We start from the raw sequence: 26,339 nt of genomic DNA, 5'->3' as shown, positions 1-26,339 counted from the left end.
ACGGCGTCAAAGAGGGGGCGCCCCGGACCGTTGTGCGGTCCGGGGCGCCCCCTCTTTGCCCACGAGCAGGCGGAGCCGGGTGCCGGGTCAGCCGGCGGCCGCGTCGACGGCCTGGGCCTTCAGGGCGCGTTCGACGCCGGCGCGGGCCTCGGTGACCATTCGGCGCAGAGCGGGGACGGGGTCGGCGGAGGTGAGCCAGGCGTCGGTGGCGTCGAGGGTGTCCTGGGAGACCTGGAGGGAGGGGTAGAGACCGAGCACGATCTGCATGGCCATCTCGTGGCTGCGGGACTCCCAGACGTCCTGGACGGTGTCGAAGAACTTCGCGGCGTACGGAGCGAGCAGCTCGCGCTGGTCGGTCTGGACGAAGCCCGCGATGACGGCCTCCTGGACCGCGTTCGGGTACTTCTCGCTCTCCACGACCGACGCCCAGACCTCGGCCTTGGTCGCCTCCGTGGGGCGCGCGGCCCGCGCGGTCGCGGCGTGCCGCTCGCCGGCCGCCGTGGCGTCGCGCTCAAGCTCGGCGGCGATCGCGGGCTCGTCGGCGCGGCCGGTGGTGGCAAGCCGCTGCAGCAGCGCCCAGCGCAGCTCGGTGTCGATCGCCAGGCCGTCGATGGTCTCGGTGCCGTCGAGAAGGCCGGCGAGCAGGTCCAGCTGCTCCTTCGTACGGGCTGTGGCCGTGAAGGCGCGGGCCCAGGCGAGCTGGTGGTCGCTGCCGGGGGCGGCGGCACGCAGGTGCTCGAGCGTGGCCTCCGTCCAGCGGGCGAGCCCCGTGTCCCGCCACGCCGGGTCGGCGTACAGGTCAATGGCCAGCTTGACCTGGCGGTGCAGGGACTGCACGACGCCGATGTCGGACTCCTTGGCGATGCCGGAGAGCACCAGCTCCAGGTAGTCGCGGGTGGCCAGTTCGCCGTCACGCGTCATGTCCCAGGCCGAGGCCCAGATCAGGGCGCGCGGCAGCGACTCGGTGAAGTCGCCGAGGTGCTCCTTCACGGTCGCCAGCGAGACCTCGTCGAGCCGCACCTTGGCGTACGACAGGTCGTCGTCATTGAGCAGCACGACCACGGGCCGCTTGACGCCGACCAGCTCGGGCACCTCGGTGAGCGCGCCGTCGACGTCGAGTTCGACGCGCTTCGTACGGACGAGTTTGCCGTCCTCGAGCTCGTACGCGCCGATCGCGATCCGGTGCGGCCGCAGCACGGCTTTGCCCTTGGCGCCCGGCGGGAGGGCGGGGGCCTCCTGGCGGACGGCGAAGCCGGTGATGGTGCCGTCGTCGGCGACCTTGATCTCGGGCCGCAGGATGTTGATGCCGGCCGTCTCGAGCCAGGCCTTCGACCAGGTCTTCAGGTCGCGGCCGCTGGCCTCCTCCAGCGCGCCGAGCAGGTCGGTGAGCCGGGTGTTCTTCCAGGCGTGGGCCTTGAAGTACGCCTGGACGCCCTTGAAGAACTCGTCCTGGCCGACGTAGGCGACGAGCTGCTTCAGCACCGAGGCGCCCTTGGCGTACGTGATGCCGTCGAAGTTGACCTGGACGTCGTCCAGGTCGTTGATCTCCGCCATGATCGGGTGCGTGGACGGCAGCTGGTCCTGCCGGTACGCCCAGGTCTTCTCGGAGTTGGCGAAGGTGGCCCAAGCGGCCGGCCACTTGCTGCCGGGGGCGTATGCCTGGCAGGCGACCGAGGTGTAGGTGGCGAACGACTCGTTCAGCCACAGGTCGTTCCACCACTCCATGGTGACCAGGTCGCCGAACCACATGTGGGCCAGCTCGTGCAGGATCGTCTCGGCCCGCATCTGGTAGGCCGCGTCGGTGACCTTCGAGCGGAAGATGTACTGGTCGCGGATGGTCACCGCGCCCGAGTTCTCCATCGCGCCGGCGTTGAACTCCGGGACGAAGAGCTGGTCGTACTTCTCGAAGGGGTACGCGAAGTCGAACTTCTCCTGGAACCAGTCGAAGCCCTGCCGCGTGACGTCGAAGATCGCGTCCGCGTCCAGGTGCTCGGCCAGGGACGGCCGGCAGTAGATGCCGAGCGGCACGGTGCGGCCGCCGCCCTCCCAGCTGCTGTGCACCGCGTAGTACGGGCCGACGATCAGCGCGGTGATGTACGTGGAGATGCGCGGGGTGGGCTCGAAGCTCCACACTCCCCCAGACTCCGTCCGGGGGGACCCCCAGACCGGCTCAGGGGTCGGCGAGTTGGAGATCACCGTCCACCCGGCGGGCGCCTTCACGGTGAAGCGGAAGGTCGCCTTCAGGTCGGGCTGCTCGAAGCTCGCGAAGACGCGGCGGGCGTCCGGCACCTCGAACTGCGTGTAGAGGTACGCCTGCTTGTCCACCGGGTCGACGAAGCGGTGCAGGCCCTCGCCGGTGTTGGTGTACGCCGCGTCGGCGACGACCTTCAGCTCGTTCGCCCCGGCCTGCAGGGAGGGGAGCGTGATCCGGGAGTCGGCGAAGACCTCCGCAGGGTCCAGCGCGGTCCCGTTGAGCAGCACCTCGTGCAGGGTGGGCGCGACCAGGTCGATGAAGGTCGAAGCGCCGGCCTCGGCGGCGTCGAAGCGCACCGTCGTCACCGACCGGAAGGTTCCCCCGTCCTGTGCTCCGCTCAGGTCGAGATCGATCTCGTAAGAGTCCACCGTGAGCAGGCGCGCGCGCTGCTGCGCCTCCTCACGGGTGAGGTTCGTGCCAGGCACGTATCCGTCTCCTTCGTCGGTCTTTGCCTCATCCTCGCACGTGGGACAAGGGTGCCGCCCGAGGGATTTCCCTGGTTGTGGACAACCTCCGGCCGGATCACCTCAAGGGGTGACCCCAGCCCCTCCGGGGCTCCCGGACCGGGCCCGGGCGAGCACCCAGGTCACCCCTCGCGGCCTGGGCCGGACGGTGGATCATCACTCGAATAGGTGAAAAGCTCCCGTCGGCAACCGAACGCATGAACTTTAGTGCGGGGATGTCCCGGTTTGTCGACGGGACTGTAACAGCGGTTAGCGGGCGATCGCAGCGAGGAATTGACCCGGCATGAACCACAACATCCCCCTCAGCCCCCGCCCCCTCGACCACCTTTCCCGCAACAGGCGACTGGTCTTGACGGTCAGTCAGCTCCGCGAGCACGGCGTCACCGCGAGCGATCTCGCCGAGCGGTGTCGCCCAGGCGGCCCCTGGCAGCAACTGCTGCCACAGGTCTACCTGCTGCACGCCGGGCCGCCCACCAGCGGGGAACGGCTGCAGGCCGCGCTGCTCTACGCGGAGGGTTCGGAGGGCTCGCAGGGCGAGGTCATGGTCACCGGCCTCGCGGCCCTGGCCCTGCACCGCTTCTCCTCCGTGCCGCCGCTGATCGGCCTGGACCGGATCGACCTCCTCGTGCCCCGGCAGCGGCGGCTGCGCGCGTCCGGCGAGGTGATGATCCACCGGGCGCACGTCCTGCCCGACCCGGACGAGGTGGCCGGGGTGCCGTGCGCCCCGGTGCCCCGGGCGCTCGCGGACGCCGTGGCGGAGCTCGACGACCCCGAGACCGTACGCCGGCTGCTCACGGAGGCGGTGCGCGGCGGGCACTGCGAGGCGACGGCGGTCGTCAGGGAGCTGAGCCAGGCACGGCTGCTGTCCCGGCCGCACGTGGTCGAGGCCGTCGACACCCTGCTCGCCGAGGGCCGGGCGATCGCCGAGGGGCGGCTCTACGACATGGTGCGCTGCTTCGGCCTCCCCGACCCGGTGTGGCACGTGGACCTGCGGCTGCCGGGCGGGCCGCACCTCGGCGGCGTCGACGCGTACTGGCCGGAGCACGCCGTGGCAGTGGAGATCGACGGCCGCGCCCCCCGCCAGGAGGAGGACGCACTGTGGTCGGAGTACGCCCGCAAGCGCGAGCACCTGGAGCGGCTGGGGATCACTGTCGTATACATCACCCCGAAGAAGCTCCGGGAGTCCCTCGAACAGCAGGCGGCCGTGGTGCGGACGGCGCTGATGGCCTCGTCCGACCGCTCCCCGGCCGCGTACGTTGTCGTACTCCCGGCCTAGTGCGGGCTAGTGCTTCTTCAGGAGCAGCTCGACATTGCGGTCACTGGACGCACCGGTGAGCGTGCTGGGGGTGGCGCCGGGCGCGTTGTAGGCCAGCTCGCGGTAGAGGGCGGCGAGGCCGGTCTGCGAGAGGTCGGCGAAGTCCGTGCGGTGCGGGGCGGCGGACTCGACCAGGGTGGTGATCAGGGACAGGGTGCCGTCGTGGTTGTCGGTCAGCTCGATGACCCGGGCCAGCTGCGGGAAGTCGACGTGGGAGGCGGTGGAGACCTCCCAGAAGGTGCCGTGCGCGACGATCTTGTTCCTGTGGCTGTGGCCGTTGATCCAGGCCGCGACATTGCGGTGCTTCTTCAGGAGGGCGAGCAGTTCGTCGCCGCCATGCCGCTTCTCGCCGGGGTGGGCCGGGTCGGTCACCAGATTGGTCATGGACCAGCTCGGGTGGTGGCTGAAGACCAGCACCGTGGCGTCGGCGTTGGTGGTCAGCTCCGCCTTCAGCCAGTTGAGCTGGGCGGTGCCGAGGGAACCCCGGTAGTCGCCGCCCCGGTCGGTGGTGTCGAGGCTGATGCCGACCACGGAATCCGCGATCCGGAACGAGTAGTACATCTTGTCGCCCTGCAGGTTGGCCTCGGTGTAGCCGTGCCCGACCGGTCCTGCGCCCCGGTGGGCCGGGTCGAGGTGGGCGGTGAGGTAGCCGTGCGGGGTGAAGGGGGCGCGCCGGTCGTCGGCGGTGACGGTGCGTGCCTTGGAGGCGTACGAGGTGAACGCGCCGCGGACGGCGATGCCCTTCGGGTCCGTACCACTCCCGATGATCTTCAGCAGCTTCGCGGCCTCGGCGGAGGGGATCGACTGCAGCTTGCGCGAGCCGGTGGCCAGGTCGTGCCAGAAGGAGTCGTACGCGTAGGCGCCGCTGGTGAGCATGTCGTGGTTGCCGACGGTCGAGTACCAGGGGACGGACAGCCCGGGGCTGGTGACCTGGCGGGTCGCGGCGTCGAGGTAGCCCGCAAGCCGGGGGAAGCCGAGCTGCTTGTCGCCGTCGCGCAGGGTGGCCTCCGGCTGCCAGAAGAGCTTCAGCCCGGAGTCCTGTACGCCCTCGTAGCCCTTCGGATCACCGGAGTTGGGGGTGATCCGGCCGCCGCTCATCACGGTCAGGAACCACTCCAGCTCGAGTTGCGAGTTGTTGTCGGTGTTGTCGCCGGTGGTCATGACGAAGCCGACCGGCTCACCGGTGGCCGGACCTCCGCGCAGGGCGTTGACCCGCTCGACGAGCGACGCGGCGCCGGCCACCGTCAGCGCCTCGTGCGGCCGCCAGCCGCCGGGTTTGCCGGCCCGCAGGAACTCGGTGCGCAGCGGTGACTGCACGTCGGTGATGTGCAGATCCGTGAGCTGTACGAAGCAGGCGAGAGCCGTACGTCGCCCGGCCCGCCCGCTCTTGGCGGCCGCCAACTCGGTCCGCGTCACGCGGGACCAGCCCGGGCCGTCGGCGAGGCGGCGGTAGCTTCCGCTGCCGCGCGGCGCGGCGACGGTGCGCAGTGTCGTACCGGTCGTGGAGGGGGCGGCCGGTACGACGGACAGCGTTCCTGTCGCCGACTGCGCGGCAGCGGGTGACGCCTTCGCGTCACCCGAACCCGGTACCAGGGCGATTCCGAGCCCCGCGCCGACGGCGGTGACGCCGGACGCGAGCAGGAAGTTGCGGCGATTGAGAGCAGACATACGGAGCTCCCCCGTGACGGGTGCGGCGTATCAGTGACGGGACGGACGTCGTTCACCTGGATCGTTGGCAGCCGGAATGGCCGGGCGGGCAACGGAAACGGAACGCTGGGCGCCGACTTCGGGACAACGATCAGGTGTATGCCGCACGGACATCACCGGGGCGGGCGCCGGATCCGTGTCGCTCACGCGGAGTTCACTTCCGCGGCCACCTGTCCGCTTTGCCCTGAGATCCGTTGTCGCATCTGCGTCATGTCGGGCTTACGCCACCGACCGCCCCTCCCCAACCAAGGTCAGCATGGCCCAATGTGTCGGTCAACTGGCGCCCAAATCTTGAACAAGGATGTCCATGACCCTCGATCACATACGTGCGAAGAGACGCGTGGTCCGGATCGCGCTCGCTGCCGGCCTCGTGGCCGCGCTGTCCGCAGCCGGCCCCTCTCTCGCCGCCGCCGACACCGCAGGCGCGGCCGATCCCGCTGCCGCGCCGGCCAAGGCCGCCGACGACAAGCTCGGTTCGGCCGACGCCGACCTCCTCGCCAAGGCCAAGGCCGACGGCGACAAGAACGTCACCCTCATGATCGCGACCACCCCCGGCAAGACCGAGCAGGTCGCGGACCAGCTCGGCGCCGTGAAGGGCGCCTCCGTGGGGCAGACGTACGACAAACTCGGCTACGTACGCGCTACCGTGCCCACCGGCAACGCGGACGCGGCGATCAGTTCGGCCACGAAGCTGTCCACGGTCAAGGCGATCGATCTCAAGCAGGAGATCCAGATCGACGACCCGACGCCGACGGCCGACACCACCAAGAAGGCGGCCGCCGAGGCCACCGGCACGACGACCTACTCGGGTCCGAGCGCCACCACCCCGGCGAAGAACCCGTACCAGCCGGCCTTCGAGACCGGCGCGGTGGACTTCGTCAAGGACAACCCCGAGGCCGACGGCCGGGGCGTCACCATCGGTATCCTGGACTCCGGCGTCGATCTCGCGCACCCGGCGCTGCAGAAGACCACCACCGGTGAGCGCAAGATCGTGGACTGGGTCACCTCGACCGACCCGATCACCGACGGCGACAACACCTGGCGCCCGATGCTGACCGGGGTCTCCGGCCCCACCTTCACGGCCAACAGCCGTACGTGGACCGCGCCGGCGGGCTCGTACTACTTCAGCCGCTTCAGGGAGAGCTACACCATCGGCGGCGACATGGCCGGCGACCTCAACCGCGACGGCAACACCACCGACATCTGGGGCATGCTCTACGACCCGGTGGCCGGCACCGTCCGCGTGGACCTCAACGACAACGGTGACTTCACCGACGACGAGGCCATGAAGCCGTACAAGGACGGCTACCAGATCGGCTACTTCGGCACCGACGACCCGAGTACGCAGATCTCCGAGCGCATCCCCTTCGTGATCCAGATCAAGAAGGACGTCAAGCTCGACCCGTACGGCGGCCCTTACGTCGGCCAGACCGCCGACTTCGTCAACATCGGCGTCATCGAGTCCGAGCACGGCACCCACGTCGCCGGCATCACCGCCGCCAATGGCCTGTTCGGCGGCAAGATGAACGGCGCCGCCCCCGGCGCGAAGATCGTGTCGTCCCGTGCCTGCACCTGGTCCGGCGGCTGCACAAACGTGGCGCTGACCGAGGGCATGATCGACCTGGTCGTCAACCGCGGCGTGGACATCGTCAACATGTCCATCGGCGGCCTGCCCGCGCTGAACGACGGCAACAACGCCCGCTCGCAGCTGTACACCCAGCTGATCGACACCTACGGCGTCCAGCTCGTCATCTCGGCCGGCAACAGCGGCTCCGGTGCCAACACCATCGGTGACCCCGGCCTGGCCGACAAGGTCATCAGCGTCGGCGCGGCGGTCTCCAAGGAGACCTGGGCGGCCGACTACGGCTCGATCGTGGAGAAGAAGTACGCCCTCTTCCCCTTCTCCTCGCGCGGCCCGCGTGAGGACGGCGGCTTCGCCCCGACGATCTCCGCTCCCGGCGCCTCGATCAACACCATCCCGACCTGGGAGCCGGGCGGCCCGGTCGCCGAGGCCGGCTACAGCCTCCCGGCCGGCTACGCGATGCTCCAGGGCACCTCGATGGCGTCCCCGCAGGCCACCGGCGCCTCGGCGCTGCTGTTGTCCGCCGCGAAGCAGAAGGGCATCGCCCTGACCCCGGCGAAGCTGCGCACCGCGCTGACCAGCACCGCCACCCACATCAACGGCGCCCAGACGTACGAAGAGGGCTCCGGCCTGATCAACATCGTCGACGCCTGGCACCTCATCAAGGCGGGCGTCACCGCCCACGAGTACACCGTCAAGGCGCCGGTCGACACCTCTCTCGACCAGTACCTGGCCACCCCGGGCTTCGGCACCGGCCTCTACGACCGCGAGGGCGGCCTCAAGACCGGCCAGCGTCGCTCGTACGACATCACCATCACTCGCACCACCGGCCCGGCCGGCTCGGTCAAGCACGAGCTGGAGTGGGAGAACAACGACGGCACCTTCCGCTTCGACGGCCCGAGCACCGTCTCGCTGCCACTGAACACCCCGGTCACCGTCAAGGTCGCGGCCAAGACGTACGACGCCGGGCTGCACAGCGCCACCCTGGAGGTCAACGACCCGAATACCCCGGGCACGGACACCCAGATCCTGGCCACGGTCGTCGTCTCCAAGCCGCAGGCCGCCCCGTCCTACGCGGTCAGCGCGTCGAGCTCGGTGCAGCGCAACGGCACCAAGTCGTACTTCGTCACCGTCCCCGAGGGTGCCAAGACCCTTGAGGTCGCGCTCGGTGGTCTCGCCACCGGCAGCCAGACGCGGTTCATCGCGATCACTCCGTACGGCGTCCCGGCCGACAACACCGCGACGACCTACTGCTACCCGAACTACACCACCACCAACGGCTGCAACCCCGCCCTGCGCTCCTACGCCGACCCGCTCCCGGGCGTCTGGGAGATCGAGGTCGAGTCGCGTCGTACGTCCCCGCTGCTCGACAACCCGTACAAGCTCACCGCCACGGCGCTGGGCGTGACCTTCGACCCGGCGACCCAGACCCTGGACCAGGCCACGGTCGGCACGGCCGCCCCGGTCAGCTGGACCGTCAAGAACAACTTCGCGCCGATCCACGGCGGCAAGCTCCAGGGCGGCGCGCTGGGCTCCTCCGCGAGCTCACGTTCGACCATCGCGAACGGCGGTTCGGTGACCACCACGGTCGTCGTCCCCGCGGGCGCGAGCCGCCTGGACGTCTCCATCGGCAACACCTCCGACACCTCGGCCGACCTCGACCTGTACGTGGTCCTCAACGGCACCACGGTCGGCCAGTCGGCGGACGGTGACTCGGAGGAGTCGGTCAGTCTCGCCAACCCGGCGGCCGGTACGTACACCATCACGGTGGACGGCTACTCGGTCCCGTCCGGCAGCACCCAGTACGACTACCAGGACGTCTTCTACTCCGCCGACCTCGGCTCGGTGAACGTCGACGACTCCCAGACCGTTACCCTGGCCAACGGCGCCTCCACCGGCGTCACCGCCGACGTTCTGGTCAACGCCGCCGCGCCCGAAGGACGCCAGTTCTTCGGCGAGGTCAGCCTGCTCGACGCCAACGGCACCGTCGCCGGTACCGGCAGCGTGCTCATCAACAAGGTCGTCACCGGCTGACGCCGATCCGACGACACAACCGGGGCGGGCGCTCAACAGAGCGCCCGCCCCTGGCTGTTCGTGCCGGCTTCGCGCCGGGGGTCCTTATGCCGCCGCGTCCCGCGCCTGCGCGCGCAGCGCCCGCGCCAGGTCGTCGCCGGACTCGGCGACCAGCCGGCGGAGGGCGGGCGGCGCGTCGGCGTGCTCGGCGAGCCAGGCGTCGGCGGCGTCGAGGGTCTCCTGACGGGCCTGGAGGATCGGGAAGAGGCCGCGGACGATGGCCATGGCGATCTCGATGCTCCGCTCGGCCCAGACCCGCTCGATCACGGCGAAGTACTTGCCCGCATAGGGCGCGAGCAGCTCCCGCTGGCCGGGCTGGTCGAAGCCGGCGATGGTGGCCTCGACCAGGGCGTTGGACAGGGCGTCGGACTCGACGACCGATGCCCAGGCCTGCGCCTTGACGGCCGCCGAGGGCCGGGCCGCGAGACAGCGCACCTGGTGGCGCTTGCCGGACGCGGTGGCGTCGCGGGCCAGTTCGTCCGCGATGGCGTCCTCCTGGACGGCGCCTTCGGAGGCCAGCGTTTCCAGGAAGGTCCAGCGCAGCTCCTGGTCCACGTCCAGGCCGTCGATCTTCTCGGTGTCGTCCAACAGCCTCGACAGCAGCCGCAGTTCGTCCTCCGACATGGCCACCGAAGCGAAGAACCGCGCCCAGGCCAGCTGGTGCCCGCTGCCCGGCTCGGCCCGCCGCAGCTCGCGCAGCGCCCCCTCGGCCAGCGCCCGGCGGCCCTCCGGACGCCAGGCGGGGGCGGTGTAGTGGTGCAGGGCGGTGTTGGCCTGCTGATGCAGGGACTGCAGGACGCCGATGTCGGTCTCGGCCCCGGCGAAGCGCAGCACCAGGCCGATGTACTCGCGGGCGGGCAGCAGCGCGTCGCGCGTCATGTTCCACACCGCCGACCAGCACAGGGCGCGGGCCAGCGGGTCGGTGACGTCGCCGAGGTGCCCAAGCACGGTCTCCAGCGACGCCGCGTCGAAGCGGGCCTTGCAGTAGGTCAGGTCCTCGTCGTTGACCAGCACCAGGTCGGGCCGCTCGGCCCCGGCCGGCTCGCCGATGACCGTACGCGGCCCGGCCACGTCGGCCTCCGCCCGTGCGTAGCGCTCCACCGTGCCCGCGTCCGTGCGCCGGTACAGGCCGATCGCCACCCGGTGCGGCCGCAGGACGGGGTGCGAGGGCGCCGCCTCCTGGAGCACGACCAGCTCGCGCACCCGGCCCTGCTCGTCGTACGACACCTCCGGGGTCAGCGAGTTGACGCCCGCCGTCTGCAGCCACGCACGCGACCACTCGGCCATGTCCCGGCCCGACGTCTCGGCCAGCACCGACAGCAGATCGCCCAGCTCGGTGTTCCCGTGTGCGTGCCGCTTGAAGTAGCGGCGGGAGCCTTCCAGGAAGGCGTCCCGGCCGACGTACGCGACCAACTGCTTGAGCACCGAGGCGCCCTTGGCGTACGTGATGCCGTCGAAGTTGAGCTTGGCGTCCTGCAGGTCACGGATGTCGGCGGTGACGGGGTGCGTGGACGGCAGCTGGTCGGCCCGGTAGGCCCAGGCCTTGCGGCGGTTGGCGAAGGTGATCCAGCCGTCGGTGAAGCGGGTGGCCTCGACGAGCGAGAGAGCGCCCATGAAGTCCGCGAAGGACTCCTTCAGCCACAGGTCGTCCCACCAGCGCATGGTCACCAGGTCGCCGAACCACATGTGCGCCATCTCGTGCAGGATCACGTTCGCCCGGCCCTCGTACGAGGCCCGCGTCACCTTGCCCCGGAAGACGAACTCCTCGCGGAAGGTCACCAGCCCCGGGTTCTCCATCGCGCCGATGTTGTACTCCGGCACGAAGGCCTGGTCGTACTTCCCGAAGGGATACGGGTAGTCGAAGTGCTCGTGGAAGAAGTCCAGGCCCTGCTTGGTGACGGTGAAGATGTCCTCCGCGTCGAAGTGCCTGGCCAGGCCCTTGCGGCACAGCGCGCCCAGCGGGATCTCCAGGTCGCCGCGCCGGTAGGTGTCGGTGACGTAGTGGTACGGGCCGGCGACGACGCAGGTGATGTACGTCGAGATCGGCTCGGTCTCGGCGAACCGCCAGACCCCGCCGTCCGCACCCTCCTCATGGGACTCCTCGGCGCCGTTGCTCCACACCGTCCAGCCCTCGGGGGCCGTCACGGTGAAGCGGTACGGCGCCTTGAGGTCCGGCTGCTCGAAGTTCGCGAAGACCCGGCGGGCGTCGGCCGGCTCGTACTGCGTGTAGAGGTAGACCTCGCCGTCCTCGGGGTCGGTGAAGCGGTGCATCCCCTCACCGGTGCGGCTGTAGGCGCAGCGGGCGTCGACGACCAGCTCGTTCACCGCTTCGAGGTCCGCCAGGGCGATCCGCGTCCCGTCGAAGACCACTGCCGGGTCCAGTTCGCGCCCGTTGAGGACCACCGACTCCACGGATGGCGCGACGAGGTCCACGAAGGTGGCCGACCCGAGCTCGGTGGCCCGAAAGCGGATCGTGGTCACGGACCGGAAGGTGCTCTCCTCGGGCCGGACCGCCGACCGCAGGTCGAGCGCGACGTCGTAACCGTCCACCGACAGCAGGCCGGCCCGTTCGTGGGCCTCGTCTCGGGTCAGGTTTTCGCCGGGCACGGAGGACTCCTTTGGCTCGTCTTGTGGAGGCTGGAATCTTCGCATGGGATTCCGCGTTTCCCGTCTTCGGAGGAAAGCCATCCCCTTTTGAGGAGAATGACGTGCCCGAGACGACGAACGACGCGACGAAGACGCCCGCGGATTTCTGGTTCGACCCGCTGTGTCCCTGGGCCTGGATGACCTCCCGCTGGATGCTGGAAGTCGAGAAGGTCCGCCCGGTCGAGGTCCGCTGGCACGTGATGAGCCTCGCCGTGCTGAACGAGCCCCGCCTCGACGAGATGCCAGAGCAGTACCGCGACCTCATGAAGACCGCCTGGGGTCCGGTCCGCGTCTGCATCGCAGCCGAGCAGAAGTACGGCAACGAGGTGCTCGGCGCCCTCTACACCGCGCTCGGCACCCGCTTCCACAACCAGGGTCTCGAGAAGGACCACGACACCATCGTCGCCGCCCTGGAGGAGGCCGGACTCCCCGCCGACCTCGCCGCCTTCGCCCAGTCCGACGCCTATGACGCCGAACTGCGCGCCTCCCACCAGGAGGGCATCGACAAGGTCGGCCAGGACGTCGGCACCCCCGTCATCGCCGTCCCCGGTTCCGACGGTGAGCAGATCGCCTTCTTCGGTCCCGTGGTCACCCCCGCCCCCAAGGGCGAGGCCGCGGCCAAGCTCTGGGACGGCACCCTGCTCGTCGCCTCCATCCCGGGCTTCTACGAGATCAAGCGCACCCGCACGGTCGGCCCGATCTTCGACTGACCGCGCTGAACCTGGTGCTGACTGCGCTGACCGGTCGCTGACCGCCGGCGTCGGTGGGCTGTAGGCGCGCGGTAGGTGTCCTGTCAGCGGTGCCCTGCACTGTCGCTGGCATGGACACCACGGGGCTGACCTCATTCATACGGTTCGTCGTCTGCGGCGGAGGGGTGGGGCTGCTGTCCAGCGGGGCGATGCTGCTGCTGGCAGGGCCGATTCCCTTCGCCGCGGCCAACGCGCTGGTGACGGTCGTGTCGACGCTGCTGGCGACGGAGCTGCACAGCCGCTTCACCTTCGGCGGCGAGGGACGGGCGAGCTGGCGGGTGCATCTGAAGTCCGGGCTGACGCTGGCGGTGGCGTACCTCTTCACGACGGGCGCGATGCTGGTGCTGCACGCGGTGCGCCCCGACGCCGGGCGGTGGTGGGAGCAGGCGGTGTATCTCGGGGCGTCGGGGCTGGCGGGGCTCGGGCGGTTCGCGGTGCTGCGGCTGGTGGTGTTCGCGCGGGATTGGAAGGTTCCCACAGCGTCCGTGGTGATGAGCGTCACGTGACCTGCTGAAACTGTCCAGAAGTCACCAAGCGAGCGATGACCCCTTTGTGGACAGCTGATGATGATCGGCGATCGGGCGCTGGGATAGCGTCGCGGTGAACCAAGCCGTTTCGATCCACGATCGACGATCACCCGGGGAGTCACCCATGAGCACTGCTGCCGCCGCCGTACGGCCCCGCACCGTCCTGGCCGACCTGCTGCCCGCCTCCCGCGTACGGGACGCGGCCCTCGTCCTGGGCGGCGCGGCGCTGACCGGCCTCGCGGCGCAGCTCTCGGTCCCGGTGCCGGGCTCGCCCGTGCCGGTCACCGGTCAGACCTTCGCGGCCCTGCTGGTCGGCACCGCGCTCGGCGCCCGGCGCGGCTTCCTGGCGCTCGCCCTGTACGCGGTCGCAGGGGTCGCCGGCGTGCCGTGGTTCGCGGACGGCTCGTCGGGCGCCTCCATGGCAAGCTTCGGCTACATCCTCGGCATGATGCTCGCCTCGGCCGCCGTCGGCGCCCTCGCCCAGCGCGGCGCCGACCGCAGCGTCTGGCGCATGGCCGGCGTCATGGTCGTCGGCAGCGCCATCACCTACGCGGTCGGCGTCCCCTACCTGGCCGCCGCCGCCCACCTCTCCCTCGGTCAGGCCGTCGCCCTCGGCCTCACCCCCTACCTCCTCGGCGACGCCCTCAAGGCCGCCCTGGCCATGGGCGCCCTGCCGACGGCGTGGAAGCTGGCCGGCCGCCGGGCCGGCTGACTCAGTGGCGACGCGGTATGCGCGTCGTCAGCCAGGCACCGACCGCACCGGCAACGAGCAGTAGCCCGCCCGCCAGAGCGGGAGGCAGCGTGCCCTCGGGTGCACCCGTGCTGGGCAGGTCAGTGCTCGGCGAAGCCGAAGCGTCCTGGGCGGCCGGGACGTTGTCCGTGCCGAGCAGCAGCGGCGTGTCCGGGGCGTTCGGCGTAGGCCGACTCGTACCGAAGGGCACGGGCCCCTGCTGCCAGAGCAGGGTCTGGCTGGTCCCCAGGGTGACGGGCAGGCAGATCTGGCCCTTGCTCTGGAGGTCGTAGGTCACGGAGACCACGAATGCCTTGCTCCCGCCGGCGGCAAGAGCGCTGATCTGGCAGTGGTATGCGCTGTTGGAGCCTTTGGGCCGTCCTGATATCGGGACGGGGGAACAGCCCTTCACTCCCGTCACTTTCAGGGCGCCGAAGCCGACCACGGAAAGCACGATGGCGGGTGTCGCCTTGTCCCCGTTGTTGCTGATCCTCGCGGTGAGCGTGGTGGCCTCGGTCTTGTTGTCGACGGAGATCTTCGACGGCAGTTCGGTGCTGACCTTCACGCCCGCCGGGGCGCTCGGGCCGGGCGTACCGCCCTGGCTGCTGCCGCCGGCTCGCACGACGTGCCGGGCTACCGCCGGATCCGCCTGGAGCGGACCACCTTCCGTGGCCGCCCAGCCGTCGTCTGGGAGTACGCCTTCACCCAGGACGGCACGCAATGGCGGGCGCGGCAGCTCGGATTCACCTCGGGCGGTAAGGCGTACCAGCTCAACATCTGGTACGCCGCCCAGGTCCGAGCCGCCGCGCTCCGGAACTACGCCGACCTGACGGAGTCCTTCGAACCACTGTGAGCGCGGCCCTTCAGCCGCTGGCGCAGCACCGCGATACCGACCACACCGAGCGCGACCAGCGTCGAGAGGACCACCTGGTCCCGGCCGCCGCCGGATCCGGTGTCGGTCAGCATGTAGCCGAGCACGAACACGATCAGCGCGATGGTCGCCCACGTCAGATACGGGAACAGCCACATCCGGACGATCAGCTTCTCCGGGGCCTCCGCCTGGATGATCCGGCGCATCCGCAGTTGCGAGAAGCAGATGACCAGCCACACGAACAGCGCGATGGCGCCGGAGGAGTTGAGCAGGAAGAGGAAGACCGTGTCCGGGTAGGCGTAGTTGAAGTAGACCGCCACGAAGCCGAAGACGACCGACGCCAGGATCGCGGTCTGCGGTACGCCCTTGCGCGCCGTACGCCCGAAGGCGGCGGGCGCGTCACCGCGGCGGCCGAGGGAGAAGGCCATGCGGGAGGCGGTGTAGAGACCGGAGTTGAGGCAGGACAGCACCGAGGTCAGGACGATGAAGTTCATGACCTGGCCGGCGTGCGGAATGCCGAGGGAGTCGAGCGCGGCGACGTACGAGCCGTCCTTGGTGATGGCCGCGGAGTTCCAGGGCAGCAGGGTCAGCACGATGAAGATCGAGCCGAGGTAGAAGACGGCGATCCGCCAGATCACGCTGTTGGTGGCCTTGGTGACCGCGCGCTGCGGGTCCTCGGACTCACCGGCGGCGAGGGTGACGATCTCGCTGCCCATGAAGGAGAAGACGACCAGCAGCACACCGGTGAGGATCTTGCCGGGCCCGTTGGGCAGGAAGCCGCCGTGCGAGGTCAGGTTGGACAGCCCGGCCGTGTCGCTGTGCACGCCGGGGAGGATCCCGAAGACCGCGAGGACACCGACGCCGATGAAGGCGGCGATCGCGACGACCTTGATCCCGGCGAACCAGAACTCGAACTCGCCGTACGAGGCGACCGACGCGAGGTTGGACGCGGTGAGCACCATCATCACGATCAGCGCCCACGCCCACTGCGGGACGGCCGGGACCCAGCCCTCCAGGATCTTGGCGCCGGCGGTGGCCTCGACGGCCAGCACCACGACCCAGAAGAACCAGTACAGCCAGCCGATCGAGAAGCCGGCCCAGCGGCCCAGCGCGCGGTCCGCGTAGGCGGAGAAGGAGCCGGAGGTGGGGTTCGCGGCGGCCATCTCGCCGAGCATCCGCATCACGAGGACGACCAGCACACCGACGAGCGCGTACGACACGAGGATGCCGGGGCCCGCGGCTCGGATACCGGAGCCGGAGCCGACGAACAGGCCCGCGCCGATCACACCGCCGATGGCGATCATGGACAGATGGCGGTTCTTGAGCCCGGCCTGCAGGCCGGAACCGGAGGGGGTGTCGGTGGGGGGAGAGTCGGTCACGGGGAGGGTGGGGGGACGAGTGCTCATGGGTTCGCATCCAAACGGAAGAGAGGCGGATGGGGAACCTTTGAGTCCATATCGTAGCTATAAGCTCAAGTAAGCCTCAGATTTCGTCGTCCGACCCGCGATCCCGCCCCGGATCCCGGATTCCGCTCCGGTCGTGCCACACTCGTCCCTATGCGCGTGTACCTCGGCTCCGACCATGCCGGCTTCGAACTCAAGAACCACCTCGTCGAATGGCTCAAGGCCGGCGGCCATGAGCCCGTCGACTGCGGCCCGCACATCTACGACGCCCAGGACGACTACCCGGCGTTCTGTCTGCGCGCCGCCGAGCGCACCGCCGCCGACCCCGACAGCCTAGGCATCGTCATCGGCGGTTCCGGCAACGGCGAGGCCATCGCCGCGAACAAGGTTAAGGGCGTACGGGCCGCGCTGGCCTGGAGCGAGGAGACCGCTTCGCTTGGCCGCCAGCACAACAACGCGAACGTGGTCAGCATCGGCGGCCGCATGCACACCGTCGACGAGGCCACCAAGTTCGTCGAGGTCTTCCTCGGTACGCCGTACTCCGGTGAGGAGCGTCACACCCGCCGCATCGAGATGCTCAACGCCTACGAGGCCACTGGCGTACTCCCGCCCATCCCGGCCCACCACCCGCAGGAGAGCTGACCGGGGCATGCCCGAAGGTCACACCATCCACCGGCTGGCCGCCGACCACTTCGAGAGGTTCGGCGGTCGGCCCGTGCGCGCGAGCAGCCCGCAGGGCAAGTTCTCCGACGGCGCCGCGCTGATCGACGGCCAGGTCCTGGAGACGGCCGAAGCACACGGCAAGCACCTCTTCCTCGGCTTCGCCGCGACCGGCTGGGTCCACATCCACCTCGGTCTCTTCGGCAAGGTCGACTTCGGTGCGGGTCCCGCTGTCCCTGCGACCGAGACCGTACGGCTGCGCCTGGCCAATCCGGAGTCGTGCGTCGACCTGCGCGGCCCGACCGCCTGCGAGCTGATCACCGACGCCGAGAAGCAGGCCATACACGAGCGCCTCGGCCCCGACCCGCTGCGCGCGCCCGCCGACACCGGCGACCGGTCCTGGGACCGGATCAGCCGCAGCCGCATCACGGTCGCGGCGCTGCTCATGGACCAGAAGATCATCGCCGGCGTCGGCAACGTCTACCGCGCCGAGGTCCTCTTCCGGCACGGCATCGACCCTTACCGCCCCGGCCGCGACCTCACCCGCACCGAATGGGACGCCCTCTGGGCCGACCTCGTCGCCCTCATGCGCGAAGGCGTCCGCCACAACCGCATCGACACGGTCCGCCCCGAGCACACCCCCGAAGCCATGGGCCGCCCCCCACGCCTCGACGACCACGGAGGCGAGGTCTACGTCTACCGCCGCGCCGCCCTCCCCTGCCACATCTGCGCCACCGACATCCGCACCGCCGACCTCGCCAACCGCAACCTCTTCTGGTGCCCGACGTGCCAGGGGCGCCCCTAGCGGGGCTAGGCCCTGTCTGCACACGCAGCGAGCGCGCGTGCCGGACGCCGCGGGGCAGGCGGGATTTGTCAGACAGAGCCTAGCTAGAACCCGTGCGCCAGCCACGGTGCCACGTCGCTGCCGAAGGCCACCGCCGCCTCCCGCAGCGCCCCGTCGCGCAGCTCCCGCACGCGCCCCGCCCCCGCCAGCGCCGACAGCGACACACCGCCCAGGTATGCCGCCCCCAGCTCCCGCACCGACAGCGCCAGGTCCGCCGGGTCCGCCGTGCGCACGCACACCGCGCCCTTCGGGTCACCGGTGAGCCGCCAGCGCCCCTCGTTCCAGGGGCAGAAGGAATCGGCCACCTCGAGAACGACGTCGACCGGCGTCGTATACGTGCGCGCCTCCAGCGCCGCGCCCACCTCCACCAGCCGCGCGAACAGGCCCTCCTTAGTGCTCACCAGGCATCGCCGCACGTCGGAGACCAGGTGCAACAGCGGATCATCGGCGGGCCGGTTGTACGACGAGATCCTCGACGTCAGGTCGATGCCGAAGAGATACCGCCACAGGGCCGCATAGGTCACCGGGTCCACCGCGTCGACGTCGCGCACCAGCACGACGCCGTCGGGTCCGCCGGCCGTCGAATCCAGCTTCACCGCATAGCGGGCGTATCCCCGCACTTCACCCTCGACCTGGGCAAGGACGCACAGCCGCTCGCTCGCCCCCGCCCGTTGCGACGGCGGATCCACCAGCGGCGTCCGCGCCCACCCCGGCTGCCGCGCGAGCATCCCCGGCCGGGCGGCGACCACCCTCGCGTACACCGCCTCGCAGAGCTCCAGGCCCTCCTCCAGCCCGACGAAACGCAGCGTCACGTCGTCGACACCCGCCGGCGGCGTCAGTCGTACCCGCGTTGTGTCGATGTTCACGCCCAACTGCTTGCTCGTCACCCCGTAGCCGAACCGGCCGTAGATCTCCGGCTCGGACGCCGTCAGCACCGCAAGTGCCTCACCCCGCCCCCGTACGTCGTCGAGCTGCGCCCGCATCATGGACGTCAGCACCCCACGCCGCCGGTGCGTGGGCTGCACGCTCACGCAGGTCACACCGGCCGTCGGCACCAGTGCACCACCCGGCACCGACATCCGGAACGAGTAGGCCCCGGCGCTGCCGACGATCTCGTCACCGTCCCAGGCGGCGATGGAGCGGTCGACCTCGGCGACGGCCTTCAGCCGTGCCCGTTCCTCGGGTGGCGCGCTGCCGCCGAAGACCCGGTCCGTCCTGTCGAACCAGTCGTCCCACTGCCCATCCTCAAGTCCCCGCACCTCAAAGGTCATTCACCTGGCTTAGCAGCCGCCCGCCCGCCCGCGCGACTGTTTTTCCGCCTCCCTGAAGGGGCCGTGAATCGACGCATCGACGAATCGCTGGGTAGGGTCGCCGGGACATGGCACAGCGCGCCGCGGGGAACAGCCCGGTGGCCCGGTGGCGTAGGACGCTGCACCGGGCCCGCGTCGGCGTGCGCAAAACGGGCGTCGACTACTTCCGCGGCGAGGGCTCGGACTGGCTGGTGCTGTCCGTCCTGGTGCTCAGCGTGCCCGCCATCGCCTGGGCCACCGTGGCCAGCCCCGTCTGGTGCCCGCCCACCGCCCTCGTACTGCCGATCCTCATCGGTGGCCTGCTCCTGCGCCCCTCCAGCCTGCTGCTCCTGTACGGCGCCTCGGCCGCCGCCCTGGTAGTGGAATCGGCCGCTTTCCGCCCCTTCGCGAACGGGCTCGGCCCGGTCACCCCCGGCGTGGTCCTCGTGGTGAGCGCGGTCGCGTTCTCCGGGCTGCTGATCGCGCAGTTCCGCAGCCGGGTCGGCGTGCCCTGGCGCGGCGGCGGAACGATGCTCTTCGACCTGCGCGAACGCATCCGCGTACAGAGCAGGTTGCCCAAGCTGCCGCCCGGCTGGCACTCGGAGATGGCGCTGCGCCCGGCCGGCGGGCAGTCCTTCTCCGGCGACTTCGTGGTCGCCACCCGTACGTCCGGGGGCCGGGTCCTCGAGGCGGTACTCACCGACGTCTCCGGCAAGGGCATGGACGCCGGCTCACGCGCGCTGCTGCTGTCCGGGGCCTTCGGCGGCCTGCTGGGCTCGCTCGCGCCGCACGCCTTCCTCACGGCCGCCAACGGCTACCTGCTGCGGCAGAACTGGGAAGAGGGCTTCGCCACCTCCGTCCACCTCGTCCTGGACCTGGAGTCCGGCGACTACGAACTGCTCTCCGCCGGTCACCTGCCCGGCGTCCAGCTCAGTGCCGGCACCGGCCGCTGGGAGGAGAAGGCCGCCGAGGGCCCGCTGCTGGGGATCTACGACGGTGCCGAGTTCCACGGCGTGAAGGGCACTCTGCGCTCCGGCGACGTCCTGCTGCTCTTCACCGACGGCCTGGTGGAGGCCTCCGGCCGCGACATCGGCGAGGGCATCGACCGGCTCATCGGCGAGGCCGACCGCTACGTGGCGCAGGGCTTCCGCGGCGCGGCCTGGCAGCTCATCGAGGCCGTCGCGAAGAACGTCAACGACGACCGCGCGCTGCTCATCGTGTGCCGGGACTGACTGCCCGCCGCTCGCCCCTGGGGTCGGCCTTGAAGGCCCACTCCATCCTCGGCTCCATCGCGAACCGGAACACCCGCCGCACCGGCGACGTACACAGCGCCGTCACCAGCGTCGCCGCGATGACCGTCACCGCGACCTCGCCCATTGGACTGTGCAGCCACTGGTACGTGTCGAACCAGCCCTGGAAGTCCGCGATCTGCGGGACGTGGTCGTAGCTGTGCGGGGACAGGGTGTTCCTGCGTGGGGGCGGGAACATCTGAGGCACCATACCGAGCGAGCGCTTCCTTCGTAAATTCCTCTGGGGAATCTGGATATCAGGCCTGCTGCCCGGGCATGCACTCCCCACACCCATGTCCACTTGGGTGCTAAATGTCCATTAATATAACGGCTGAACGGGGCATATCACCCAGCCAGTCGAGACTGGGTGAAGCAACTACGTGTGTTCCGTGAGGGGTTGGGAAATACTCAATTTCGAACGCGCCACGCAATTACGGAACCGCCCCCGAGGGTGGCCGTGTCAGTGCTTGGTGGGACGATGGACGACGCTGAGGCGTTCTGACCGAGGATGCTGACCGAGGATGTGATCGGCTGTGGCCATCTCGCTGTCCGTAGTGCTGTTGTTGGCGATCATCCTGATCGTCCTGATAAGGGGCAAGACGCTCAAGGTCGGACCGGCCATCGTGGCCATCCTGTTCGGCTTCTTCCTGGCCTCCACAGGTATGGCGCCCTCGATTCAGAAGTTCCTCGACTCGCTGGCCGCCACCATCAACCAGATCAACCTCTGAGCGGCTCAGACGACTTACGCGGCCGCCGCGGCCTCGCGCCCGGCGGTCGCGTCAACGATGCGGCGCAGGGCGGCGGTACGCCCCTCGGGGCTCTCCGCCGTCAGCAGCGCCGCCAGTACCGCGATCCGGGCCTGGCCCGCGCGCAGCGTCCCGGCGAGCACCGCGCCCGCCTCGGCGAGGTCCACGGCCCCGCCGCCGGTGTACATCGCCGCGACCGGGCCGGCCGCGACGCGCGTGCTGAGGGCGACCAGTACGCCCGCGTCCACGGCTCGCCGGACCGCGTCCGCGAACTCGGGCGTCGCGTTGCCCGCGCCGGTGCCGATCAGCACGATGCCCCGCGCGCCGGCGCCCAGGGCGGCCTCGAAGAGCACCGGGTCAGCGTCGACGTGATGCATCACGACATCCACGCGCGGCGTGCGGGCGCCCGCGTCGGGCAGCGGCAGCGGCAGTGCCTCCGGGCGCGACCGCGGTCGCGCCCAGGCGATCTCGCCGAACTTGACCCGCCCCAGCGGCCGCCCCGACGGGTCGGCGAAGGCCTGCGCGTCCAGCGTGTGCGCCTTGAGGGTGCCCCGGGCCGCGTGCACAAAGCCGCCGAAGGTGATGACCACGCCGATGTCCCGGCCGGTCGCCGCCGTCAGCAGCGCGTCGTAGAGATTGCCCGCCGCGTCCCCGTCCACCGAGTCCAGTGGCAACTGCGCGCCCGTGAACACCACCGGCCTGCGGTCGTCGTGGTGCAGGTCCAGCAGGAAGGCCGACTCCTCCATGGTGTCCGTGCCGTGCGTGATCACCACGCCGTCGACCGACGGGTCCGCCAGTACCTCGTGGACCGTACGCAGTAGTTCGAGCTGGTGCCCCGTGGTCAGCTGCGAGCTGTTGACGGTGAACAGATCCCGGACGGTCACCTCCACGCCCTCCGGCAGCGCGCTCACCGCGAGCACCTCGCCGCCGGCGGCCTCCGCCGCGTAGCCGGTGCCCTGCCAGCGGCTGGCTATCGTCCCGCCGGTGCCGATCACGACGATGTGCTTCACGTTCCCCTCGCTCCCCGAGTGCAGTCGCAGCAATCCATCGCAAGGATATGCGGAAATTGAAGAAAGGTGCTGCTAATCAGGGCGCGTAGACCTGGAATACCTGATAGAAACTGTCTCTATGGACGCGATCGACAGAAGAATCTTGCGTGAACTCCAGGCCGATGGTCGGCTCACCAACCAGGAACTGGCCGCCCGCGTCGGCCTCACCCCATCCCCCTGTCTGCGCCGCGTACGCCAGTTGGAGGACGACGGCGTCATCCGCGGCTACCGCGCCGTCGTCGACCCCGCTGCCCTCGGCCGCGGCTTCGAGGTCTTCGCCTCCGTCGAGGTCCACCGCGACCGCGACTCCGTCGCCGCCTTCGAGTCCGAGGTCCAGGCCGTCCCCGACATCGTCGAGGCCTACCGCCTGTACGGAGCCCCCGGCTCCCTGCTGCGCATCGCCGTCGCCGACAGTGACGCGTACGAGCGCTTCTGGACCGACAAGCTCATCGCCATGCCTGGCGTCAGCGACGTCAACTCCCAGATGATCATGAAGCGCATCAAGTCCCCTCAGGGCGTCCCCGTCGACTGACCGCCCGTACGTTGCAATCGCTTCTACACGACTGACGAACGCGCGGTCCTCGAACTCGCGCTTCATGCTCTACCTCCGCGGCCGGCTCGCGAACTTCGGTCCATGGTGGAGCCGCTCGACGCGCTCTACGCGGCGCGGACTTGGCCTGACCTCTTCGCCACCCGGGATGATGGTTGGTGAGCCCGTCGGTGCTGGGGCTGACCTCCGCACTTGGGCCTGGCCGAGCGGCCTCTTCGTCCCGAAGCAAGCTGGGTGCCCTCACGGCGTGCGGTCTCACCGGGGTTGAGCTGCGCGAACAGTCCACCAACGTCCGTGGACGTACGCCGAAGTACGGGGCCGTTGTAGCGCAGATGGACACTCAGTCTGCGAAGTGCTGAGTGCGAGGCGCGGCGCTGCGCGGTGGGTTCGACTTCCCCTTGAGTGCCTTCGGCTTCCTCGGCTACCCGGCGAGTGCGACCGAGGCACACACAGCGGCGAACCCGGCGATTACGCGCCACTTCCGCCACCCCGGCCCCGACGCCCGGCGAGTCAGCTCCCACATCGCGATGCGGCTGCCGCCCAAGCCTAGCGTGCCCCGGGCCAAGAAGGTGGCTGTTCCCATCGTGCCCACTCCGGCTGGCTCCAGATCGGGAGGAACCTACACCTGACGCCCCGGCGGCACCATTTTGGAAGATCAACAAGCGGGGTGTGGGGGGCCGCGAGCTCGGCAAGATCGTGTGGTGCTGGCGGTCGTGGGGGTCGGGTCACCCGTTCGGGCGTGACGCGGCCGCGCCGGATGGCGGTTCCGCCCGGAGTGATATTTCGTTGCATCAAGTGCTTTTGGGACAGTAGGTCCTCAAAGGCGCGTACCCGGGGGAAGCGTAAGCGTATTCAACCCCTGACAGGCGCATCAGGCGCCTGCCGTGAAAGGAGAACCCAATGCGGGTTTCCCGTCTTGCCGCCTCGCTGGGCGTCGCGACCGCCGTCCTGCTGGGCGGCGCCAGCGGCGCCAGCGCCACCACCATAGCGGCGCCCTCGCCGGCAACTCAGGCCACGTACAACAGTGGTGACGGCTTCGGTGACGGCTTCGGTGGCTTCGGGCGTGATGGCTTCGGGCGTGACGGCTTCGGTGGCTTCGGGCGTGACGGCTTCGGTGGCTTCGGGCGTGACGGATTCGGGCGCTTCGAACTCTATGACTACAGCCGCGAATTCCACGACTTCCGCGACTCCCGTGACTTCCGTGACTCCCGCCACCACGACGGTCGTGACTTCCGCCACCACGACGGTCGTGACTTCCGCCACCACGACGGTCATGACTTTGATCACAAGCGCAGGTAGTAACACCGCCGCTGACCGACCCGGGGTGCCCTTCCCTTCTGGGGGGAGGGCACCCCGGGGTGCGTCATGCTCCGACTCGGTGGCTCCAACACAGGAGCCGCGACTACAGCGTCAGGAAGACAGTGGAACCTCTACCAGGTGACCGTGCCCGAGACGGGCATCCCGGAGGGCCTGCCCCCGGTTATGCCGGTGTCCGTGATCGGACTCAAGGCCCGCGACTGGGAGAACACGTTCGATGTCCTGCGACGACCGGGCAACCGCCGACGTCTTCCGCCGGTCGCTGGCCGACGCCGCCACCCAGCACCTGCCGACCTGGGCCGGGAAGCTGACGCCGCACGTGCTGCGGCACTTCTGTGCCTCCCAGCTCTACCTCGCCGGCATGAGCCTGTTCGCCATCCAGGAACTCCTCGGACATACCTGGACCGGCACCACGGCCTGGTACATCCACGTCCACGGCACCCACGTCGAAGACGCCTGGGTCACCGGGCAGCAGCGCGCCACCGACCGATGGAAGGGACTGGCCCAGTGAAGTGGAACCTTCGTCTGGCGGCCGCCAACCGTGGCATCTGGAAGGCCAGTGAACTCCAGCGGATGCTCGCCGAACGCGGTGTCGTGATCAGCGCAGGGAAGATGTCGGGCCTGTGGTCGGGCCAGCCGAACACCGTCAAGCTCGACGAGCTGGACGTCATCTGTGTCGTGCTCGGCTGCGGCGTCGGGGAACTGCTCCTGCCCGAGACGGAGAAGGCGCCGGAGCCGACGCCGGCAGCCGACTCGCAGACCGCCGCCGTGGGGCAGCCGCGGGCCGTCGCCCCGCGCCCCTGCACCGGCAGGTCTCTGCCGCCGCGATGACCTGCGTGCACTTCGGGCCGAAGACCCCGAACCGGCATGTGCTCATCAACGCGAAGACCGCCCTGGGGACCGGGCCCGTCAGCGCCGAATACCTCAAGCGACACCTGCTGCACCAGGGCGTCTACCTCGAACGCATCCGCGGCGACCGGGTACTGCACGAAGCCCTGACGATCGGCGCCGACCCGCTGCACCTCGCCCTGGTCTTCAACCTGTCCCACACCACGGCGAGCCGCTACGCGACCATCGCCCAGAGCTTGCTGGACGACCAGATCGAGCGAGCCGTCGGGAACGAATGAGTATCCTGCCAATCAGGAGCTCCCACGGCCTGCTTTTCATCACTGTCCGTAGATCATCAGCGGGCGTGGCTTCGGGGGCGGTCAGTTCCGGTGAAAGTCCCTCAGTCACGCTGAACCCACGGCGGACGCGCCTGTAAGAACGGTGTCACCAGCCGCAAACGGTGATGGGGCATTACTTGGGCAGGGTGGCAATTCGGTCGATAGCTCCGCCGGCTTCCCCTCCTCAACCCCCAGCTCCCATCCCGTCTGCCTTCGGCCCACACACCGTGGAGCGGGCGTGGTTCCTGGCGTCCAGGTGGAGCGCGCCACTGTACGAACGACCTGGACGCCAGGGGCCGGGTCTGCTCGGCTCTGCCTGGGCTGAAGGTGGACGGGATGGGAGCGTCCAGCGCCACGCTGCCGCGGCGGATGATCCAGAACCGGTCGGCGCTGCCGCCCTCTTCGAACAGGCGCGTTCCGCCTGGGAAGACAGCGGCTTGGGCAAGTTCCAGCAGCCGCTCACGGTGGGCATCGGTCAGGCCGGTGAGTACTCCGGACGAAACACTCATCACTGCTCCATCGCGTTCCGATGACGGCACCACGACGGCACTGGTCCCCCGGAGGGTTAGTCCGGGGGACCAGGCTCATGCCGTCGAGCGTCTACTCACAGCCAGAACGACGTCTGTCGAAGCGACATCGGCGCGCGCCACTTCGGCGGGCAGTCCGAGTCCGACGTGTGGTCGCCATGGTGGTGCTGCTTGTGGTCGCCATGGTGGTCCGGCTTGTAGCCGCCCGGGTGACCGGGGTAGTCGGGGCAGTCGGGGTTGTTGGGGTAGCCGGGGTTGTTGGGGTAGCCGGGGTAGCCGGGGTAGCCGGGGTAGCCGGGGTAGCCGGGGTTGTTGGGGTAGTCGGGGTAGTCGGGGTAGTCAGGGTTGTTGGGGTAGCCGGGGTAGCCGGGGTAGCCGGGAGCGCCCGGTCCCGGAGGCCCAGCGGGTCCGGCAGGCCCGCCCAGTCCCGGAGGCCCAGCGGGTCCGGCAGGCCCGCCCAGTCCCGGAGGCCCAGCGGGTCCGGCAGGCCCGCCCTTGCCGGGGGCGCCGGGGGCGCCGTTCAGGCCGGGGGCGCCGTTCAGGCCGTCCTTGCCGGGGGCGCCGGGGGCGCCGTTCAGGCC

At 69.9% G+C, this 26,339-nt stretch carries 23 protein-coding genes and 1 pseudogene; 14 read left to right on the top strand and 10 right to left on the bottom strand.

The window, feature by feature from the left end; translation table 11 throughout:
* Positions 1-87: 87 nt before the first annotated feature.
* Positions 88-2,679 carry an aminopeptidase N gene (pepN, locus tag EFK10_RS24815; RefSeq protein WP_127357885.1) on the bottom strand — a complete coding sequence of 864 codons (2,592 nt, stop codon included), beginning with the start codon at positions 2,677-2,679 and terminating at the stop codon, positions 88-90.
* A gap of 322 nt (positions 2,680-3,001) precedes the next feature.
* Between pepN (EFK10_RS24815) and EFK10_RS24810 the strand changes: the two genes are divergently transcribed.
* Positions 3,002-3,994 carry a hypothetical protein gene (locus EFK10_RS24810; protein WP_127357883.1) on the top strand — a complete coding sequence of 331 codons (993 nt, stop codon included), beginning with the start codon at positions 3,002-3,004 and terminating at the stop codon, positions 3,992-3,994.
* Between the two features lie 6 nt (positions 3,995-4,000).
* Here the strand turns inward: EFK10_RS24810 and EFK10_RS24805 are convergent, their stop codons facing one another.
* The gene (locus tag EFK10_RS24805; RefSeq protein ID WP_127357881.1) at positions 4,001-5,701 is read right to left on the bottom strand and encodes a TIGR03767 family metallophosphoesterase; all 1,701 of its coding nucleotides are present in this window, start codon (positions 5,699-5,701) and stop codon (positions 4,001-4,003) included.
* Between the two features lie 346 nt (positions 5,702-6,047).
* Between EFK10_RS24805 and EFK10_RS24800 the strand changes: the two genes are divergently transcribed.
* Complete coding sequence (locus EFK10_RS24800; RefSeq protein ID WP_127357880.1) at positions 6,048-9,356, top strand: S8 family serine peptidase; 3,309 nt, start codon at positions 6,048-6,050, stop codon at positions 9,354-9,356.
* Positions 9,357-9,440: 84 nt separating this feature from the next.
* Here EFK10_RS24800 and pepN (EFK10_RS24795) read toward each other — a convergent pair whose 3' ends face one another.
* Positions 9,441-12,002 (bottom strand): aminopeptidase N, encoded by a 2,562-nt coding sequence (pepN, locus tag EFK10_RS24795; RefSeq protein WP_127357879.1) that lies wholly within the window; start codon positions 12,000-12,002, stop codon positions 9,441-9,443.
* Between the two features lie 101 nt (positions 12,003-12,103).
* Here pepN (EFK10_RS24795) and EFK10_RS24790 point away from each other — a divergent pair, with 101 nt between their 5' ends.
* The 3 genes from EFK10_RS24790 (at position 12,104) to EFK10_RS24780 (ending at position 14,029) form a co-directional block, all read left to right on the top strand.
* Positions 12,104-12,751, top strand: a complete 648-nt coding sequence (locus EFK10_RS24790; protein WP_127357878.1) for a DsbA family oxidoreductase — start codon at positions 12,104-12,106, stop codon at positions 12,749-12,751.
* 110 nt (positions 12,752-12,861) lie between these two features.
* Positions 12,862-13,296, top strand: coding sequence for a GtrA domain-containing protein (locus EFK10_RS24785; RefSeq protein WP_127357876.1), 435 nt, complete (start codon positions 12,862-12,864; stop codon positions 13,294-13,296).
* 145 nt (positions 13,297-13,441) lie between these two features.
* Entirely contained in the window at positions 13,442-14,029 is a 588-nt protein-coding gene (locus tag EFK10_RS24780; RefSeq protein ID WP_127357875.1) for a biotin transporter BioY, read from the top strand.
* A 1-nt stretch (position 14,030) separates the two neighbouring features.
* Here the strand turns inward: EFK10_RS24780 and EFK10_RS24775 are convergent, their stop codons facing one another.
* Complete coding sequence (locus EFK10_RS24775; RefSeq protein WP_127357873.1) at positions 14,031-14,669, bottom strand: hypothetical protein; 639 nt, start codon at positions 14,667-14,669, stop codon at positions 14,031-14,033.
* 3 nt (positions 14,670-14,672) lie between these two features.
* Between EFK10_RS24775 and EFK10_RS24770 the strand changes: the two genes are divergently transcribed.
* Complete coding sequence (locus EFK10_RS24770) at positions 14,673-14,900, top strand: hypothetical protein (RefSeq protein WP_127357872.1); 228 nt, start codon at positions 14,673-14,675, stop codon at positions 14,898-14,900.
* Here the strand turns inward: EFK10_RS24770 and EFK10_RS24765 are convergent.
* On the bottom strand, positions 14,864-16,324 hold the full coding sequence (locus tag EFK10_RS24765; RefSeq protein ID WP_127357871.1) for an amino acid permease: 1,461 nt from the start codon (positions 16,322-16,324) through the stop codon (positions 14,864-14,866). The genes EFK10_RS24770 and EFK10_RS24765 overlap by 37 nt on opposite strands.
* A 150-nt stretch (positions 16,325-16,474) precedes the next feature.
* On the opposite strand from EFK10_RS24765, the gene EFK10_RS24760 reads away from it, so the two are divergent.
* Both EFK10_RS24760 and EFK10_RS24755 read left to right on the top strand, forming a co-directional pair.
* Positions 16,475-16,963 carry a ribose-5-phosphate isomerase gene (locus EFK10_RS24760; RefSeq protein WP_127357869.1) on the top strand — a complete coding sequence of 163 codons (489 nt, stop codon included), beginning with the start codon at positions 16,475-16,477 and terminating at the stop codon, positions 16,961-16,963.
* Between the two features lie 7 nt (positions 16,964-16,970).
* The gene (locus EFK10_RS24755; RefSeq protein WP_127357867.1) at positions 16,971-17,786 is read left to right on the top strand and encodes an Fpg/Nei family DNA glycosylase; all 816 of its coding nucleotides are present in this window, start codon (positions 16,971-16,973) and stop codon (positions 17,784-17,786) included.
* Between the two features lie 83 nt (positions 17,787-17,869).
* Here EFK10_RS24755 and EFK10_RS24750 read toward each other — a convergent pair whose 3' ends face one another.
* Complete coding sequence (locus EFK10_RS24750; RefSeq protein ID WP_127357865.1) at positions 17,870-19,096, bottom strand: GNAT family N-acetyltransferase; 1,227 nt, start codon at positions 19,094-19,096, stop codon at positions 17,870-17,872.
* A 107-nt stretch (positions 19,097-19,203) separates the two neighbouring features.
* Here EFK10_RS24750 and EFK10_RS24745 point away from each other — a divergent pair, with 107 nt between their 5' ends.
* Positions 19,204-20,346 (top strand): PP2C family protein-serine/threonine phosphatase, encoded by a 1,143-nt coding sequence (locus EFK10_RS24745; protein ID WP_127357863.1) that lies wholly within the window; start codon positions 19,204-19,206, stop codon positions 20,344-20,346.
* Here the strand turns inward: EFK10_RS24745 and EFK10_RS24740 are convergent.
* Positions 20,327-20,602 (bottom strand): hypothetical protein, encoded by a 276-nt coding sequence (locus tag EFK10_RS24740; protein WP_206305576.1) that lies wholly within the window; start codon positions 20,600-20,602, stop codon positions 20,327-20,329. The two genes, EFK10_RS24745 and EFK10_RS24740, sit on opposite strands and share 20 nt — an antisense overlap.
* 334 nt (positions 20,603-20,936) lie before the next feature.
* On the opposite strand from EFK10_RS24740, the gene EFK10_RS24735 reads away from it, so the two are divergent.
* Positions 20,937-21,131: a hypothetical protein gene (locus EFK10_RS24735; protein ID WP_127357861.1), complete on the top strand. Its 195-nt coding sequence runs from the start codon at positions 20,937-20,939 to the stop codon at positions 21,129-21,131.
* Positions 21,132-21,145: 14 nt separating this feature from the next.
* On the opposite strand, the gene EFK10_RS24730 is transcribed toward EFK10_RS24735, so the two are convergent.
* On the bottom strand, positions 21,146-22,159 hold the full coding sequence (locus tag EFK10_RS24730) for an asparaginase (RefSeq protein WP_127357859.1): 1,014 nt from the start codon (positions 22,157-22,159) through the stop codon (positions 21,146-21,148).
* A 118-nt stretch (positions 22,160-22,277) separates the two neighbouring features.
* Between EFK10_RS24730 and EFK10_RS24725 the strand changes: the two genes are divergently transcribed.
* The gene (locus tag EFK10_RS24725) at positions 22,278-22,730 is read left to right on the top strand and encodes an Lrp/AsnC family transcriptional regulator (protein ID WP_127357857.1); all 453 of its coding nucleotides are present in this window, start codon (positions 22,278-22,280) and stop codon (positions 22,728-22,730) included.
* A gap of 870 nt (positions 22,731-23,600) precedes the next feature.
* Here the strand turns inward: EFK10_RS24725 and EFK10_RS47740 are convergent.
* Entirely contained in the window at positions 23,601-24,023 is a 423-nt protein-coding gene (locus EFK10_RS47740) for a hypothetical protein (protein WP_164836140.1), read from the bottom strand.
* Positions 24,024-24,282: 259 nt separating this feature from the next.
* Here EFK10_RS47740 and EFK10_RS24715 point away from each other — a divergent pair, with 259 nt between their 5' ends.
* Genes EFK10_RS24715 through EFK10_RS24705 form a run of 3 tightly spaced genes read left to right on the top strand, consistent with a single transcriptional unit; the run spans position 24,283 to position 25,192 of the window.
* Complete coding sequence (locus tag EFK10_RS24715; RefSeq protein ID WP_206305575.1) at positions 24,283-24,576, top strand: site-specific integrase; 294 nt, start codon at positions 24,283-24,285, stop codon at positions 24,574-24,576.
* Positions 24,573-24,896, top strand: a complete 324-nt coding sequence (locus EFK10_RS24710) for a helix-turn-helix domain-containing protein (protein ID WP_127357855.1) — start codon at positions 24,573-24,575, stop codon at positions 24,894-24,896. The genes EFK10_RS24715 and EFK10_RS24710 overlap by 4 nt, the downstream gene beginning before the upstream one ends.
* Positions 24,893-25,192: a hypothetical protein gene (locus EFK10_RS24705; RefSeq protein ID WP_206305574.1), complete on the top strand. Its 300-nt coding sequence runs from the start codon at positions 24,893-24,895 to the stop codon at positions 25,190-25,192. Before EFK10_RS24710 ends, EFK10_RS24705 begins: the two co-directional genes overlap by 4 nt.
* Positions 25,193-25,835: 643 nt before the next feature.
* Here EFK10_RS24705 and EFK10_RS50850 read toward each other — a convergent pair.
* Positions 25,836-26,339 (bottom strand): annotated as a pseudogene (locus EFK10_RS50850) (hypothetical protein); the annotation flags it as partial.

Origin of the sequence: Streptomyces soli, from assembly GCF_003999195.1 — a bacterium.
GTDB classification, from domain to species: domain Bacteria; phylum Actinomycetota; class Actinomycetes; order Streptomycetales; family Streptomycetaceae; genus Actinacidiphila; species Actinacidiphila soli.
This window is presented reverse-complemented; position numbering and strand designations above follow the sequence as displayed.

Bases quoted from the DNA above. Each gene is read 5' to 3' on its own strand.
- EFK10_RS24810 (WP_127357883.1), top strand. From the start codon at position 3,002: ATGAACCACAACATCCCCCTCAGCCCCCGCCCCCTCGACCACCTTTCC.
- EFK10_RS24805 (WP_127357881.1), bottom strand. From the start codon at position 5,701: ATGTCTGCTCTCAATCGCCGCAACTTCCTGCTCGCGTCCGGCGTCACC.
- EFK10_RS24800 (WP_127357880.1), top strand. From the start codon at position 6,048: ATGACCCTCGATCACATACGTGCGAAGAGACGCGTGGTCCGGATCGCG.
- EFK10_RS24785 (WP_127357876.1), top strand. From the start codon at position 12,862: ATGGACACCACGGGGCTGACCTCATTCATACGGTTCGTCGTCTGCGGC.
- EFK10_RS24780 (WP_127357875.1), top strand. From the start codon at position 13,442: ATGAGCACTGCTGCCGCCGCCGTACGGCCCCGCACCGTCCTGGCCGAC.
- EFK10_RS24765 (WP_127357871.1), bottom strand. From the start codon at position 16,324: ATGAGCACTCGTCCCCCCACCCTCCCCGTGACCGACTCTCCCCCCACC.
- EFK10_RS24760 (WP_127357869.1), top strand. From the start codon at position 16,475: ATGCGCGTGTACCTCGGCTCCGACCATGCCGGCTTCGAACTCAAGAAC.
- EFK10_RS24755 (WP_127357867.1), top strand. From the start codon at position 16,971: ATGCCCGAAGGTCACACCATCCACCGGCTGGCCGCCGACCACTTCGAG.
- EFK10_RS24750 (WP_127357865.1), bottom strand. From the start codon at position 19,096: ATGACCTTTGAGGTGCGGGGACTTGAGGATGGGCAGTGGGACGACTGG.
- EFK10_RS24745 (WP_127357863.1), top strand. From the start codon at position 19,204: ATGGCACAGCGCGCCGCGGGGAACAGCCCGGTGGCCCGGTGGCGTAGG.
- EFK10_RS24740 (WP_206305576.1), bottom strand. From the start codon at position 20,602: ATGTTCCCGCCCCCACGCAGGAACACCCTGTCCCCGCACAGCTACGAC.
- EFK10_RS24725 (WP_127357857.1), top strand. From the start codon at position 22,278: ATGGACGCGATCGACAGAAGAATCTTGCGTGAACTCCAGGCCGATGGT.
- EFK10_RS47740 (WP_164836140.1), bottom strand. From the start codon at position 24,023: ATGACCGTCGTGGTGGCGGAAGTCACGACCGTCGTGGTGGCGGAAGTC.
- EFK10_RS24715 (WP_206305575.1), top strand. From the start codon at position 24,283: ATGTCCTGCGACGACCGGGCAACCGCCGACGTCTTCCGCCGGTCGCTG.
- EFK10_RS24705 (WP_206305574.1), top strand. From the start codon at position 24,893: ATGACCTGCGTGCACTTCGGGCCGAAGACCCCGAACCGGCATGTGCTC.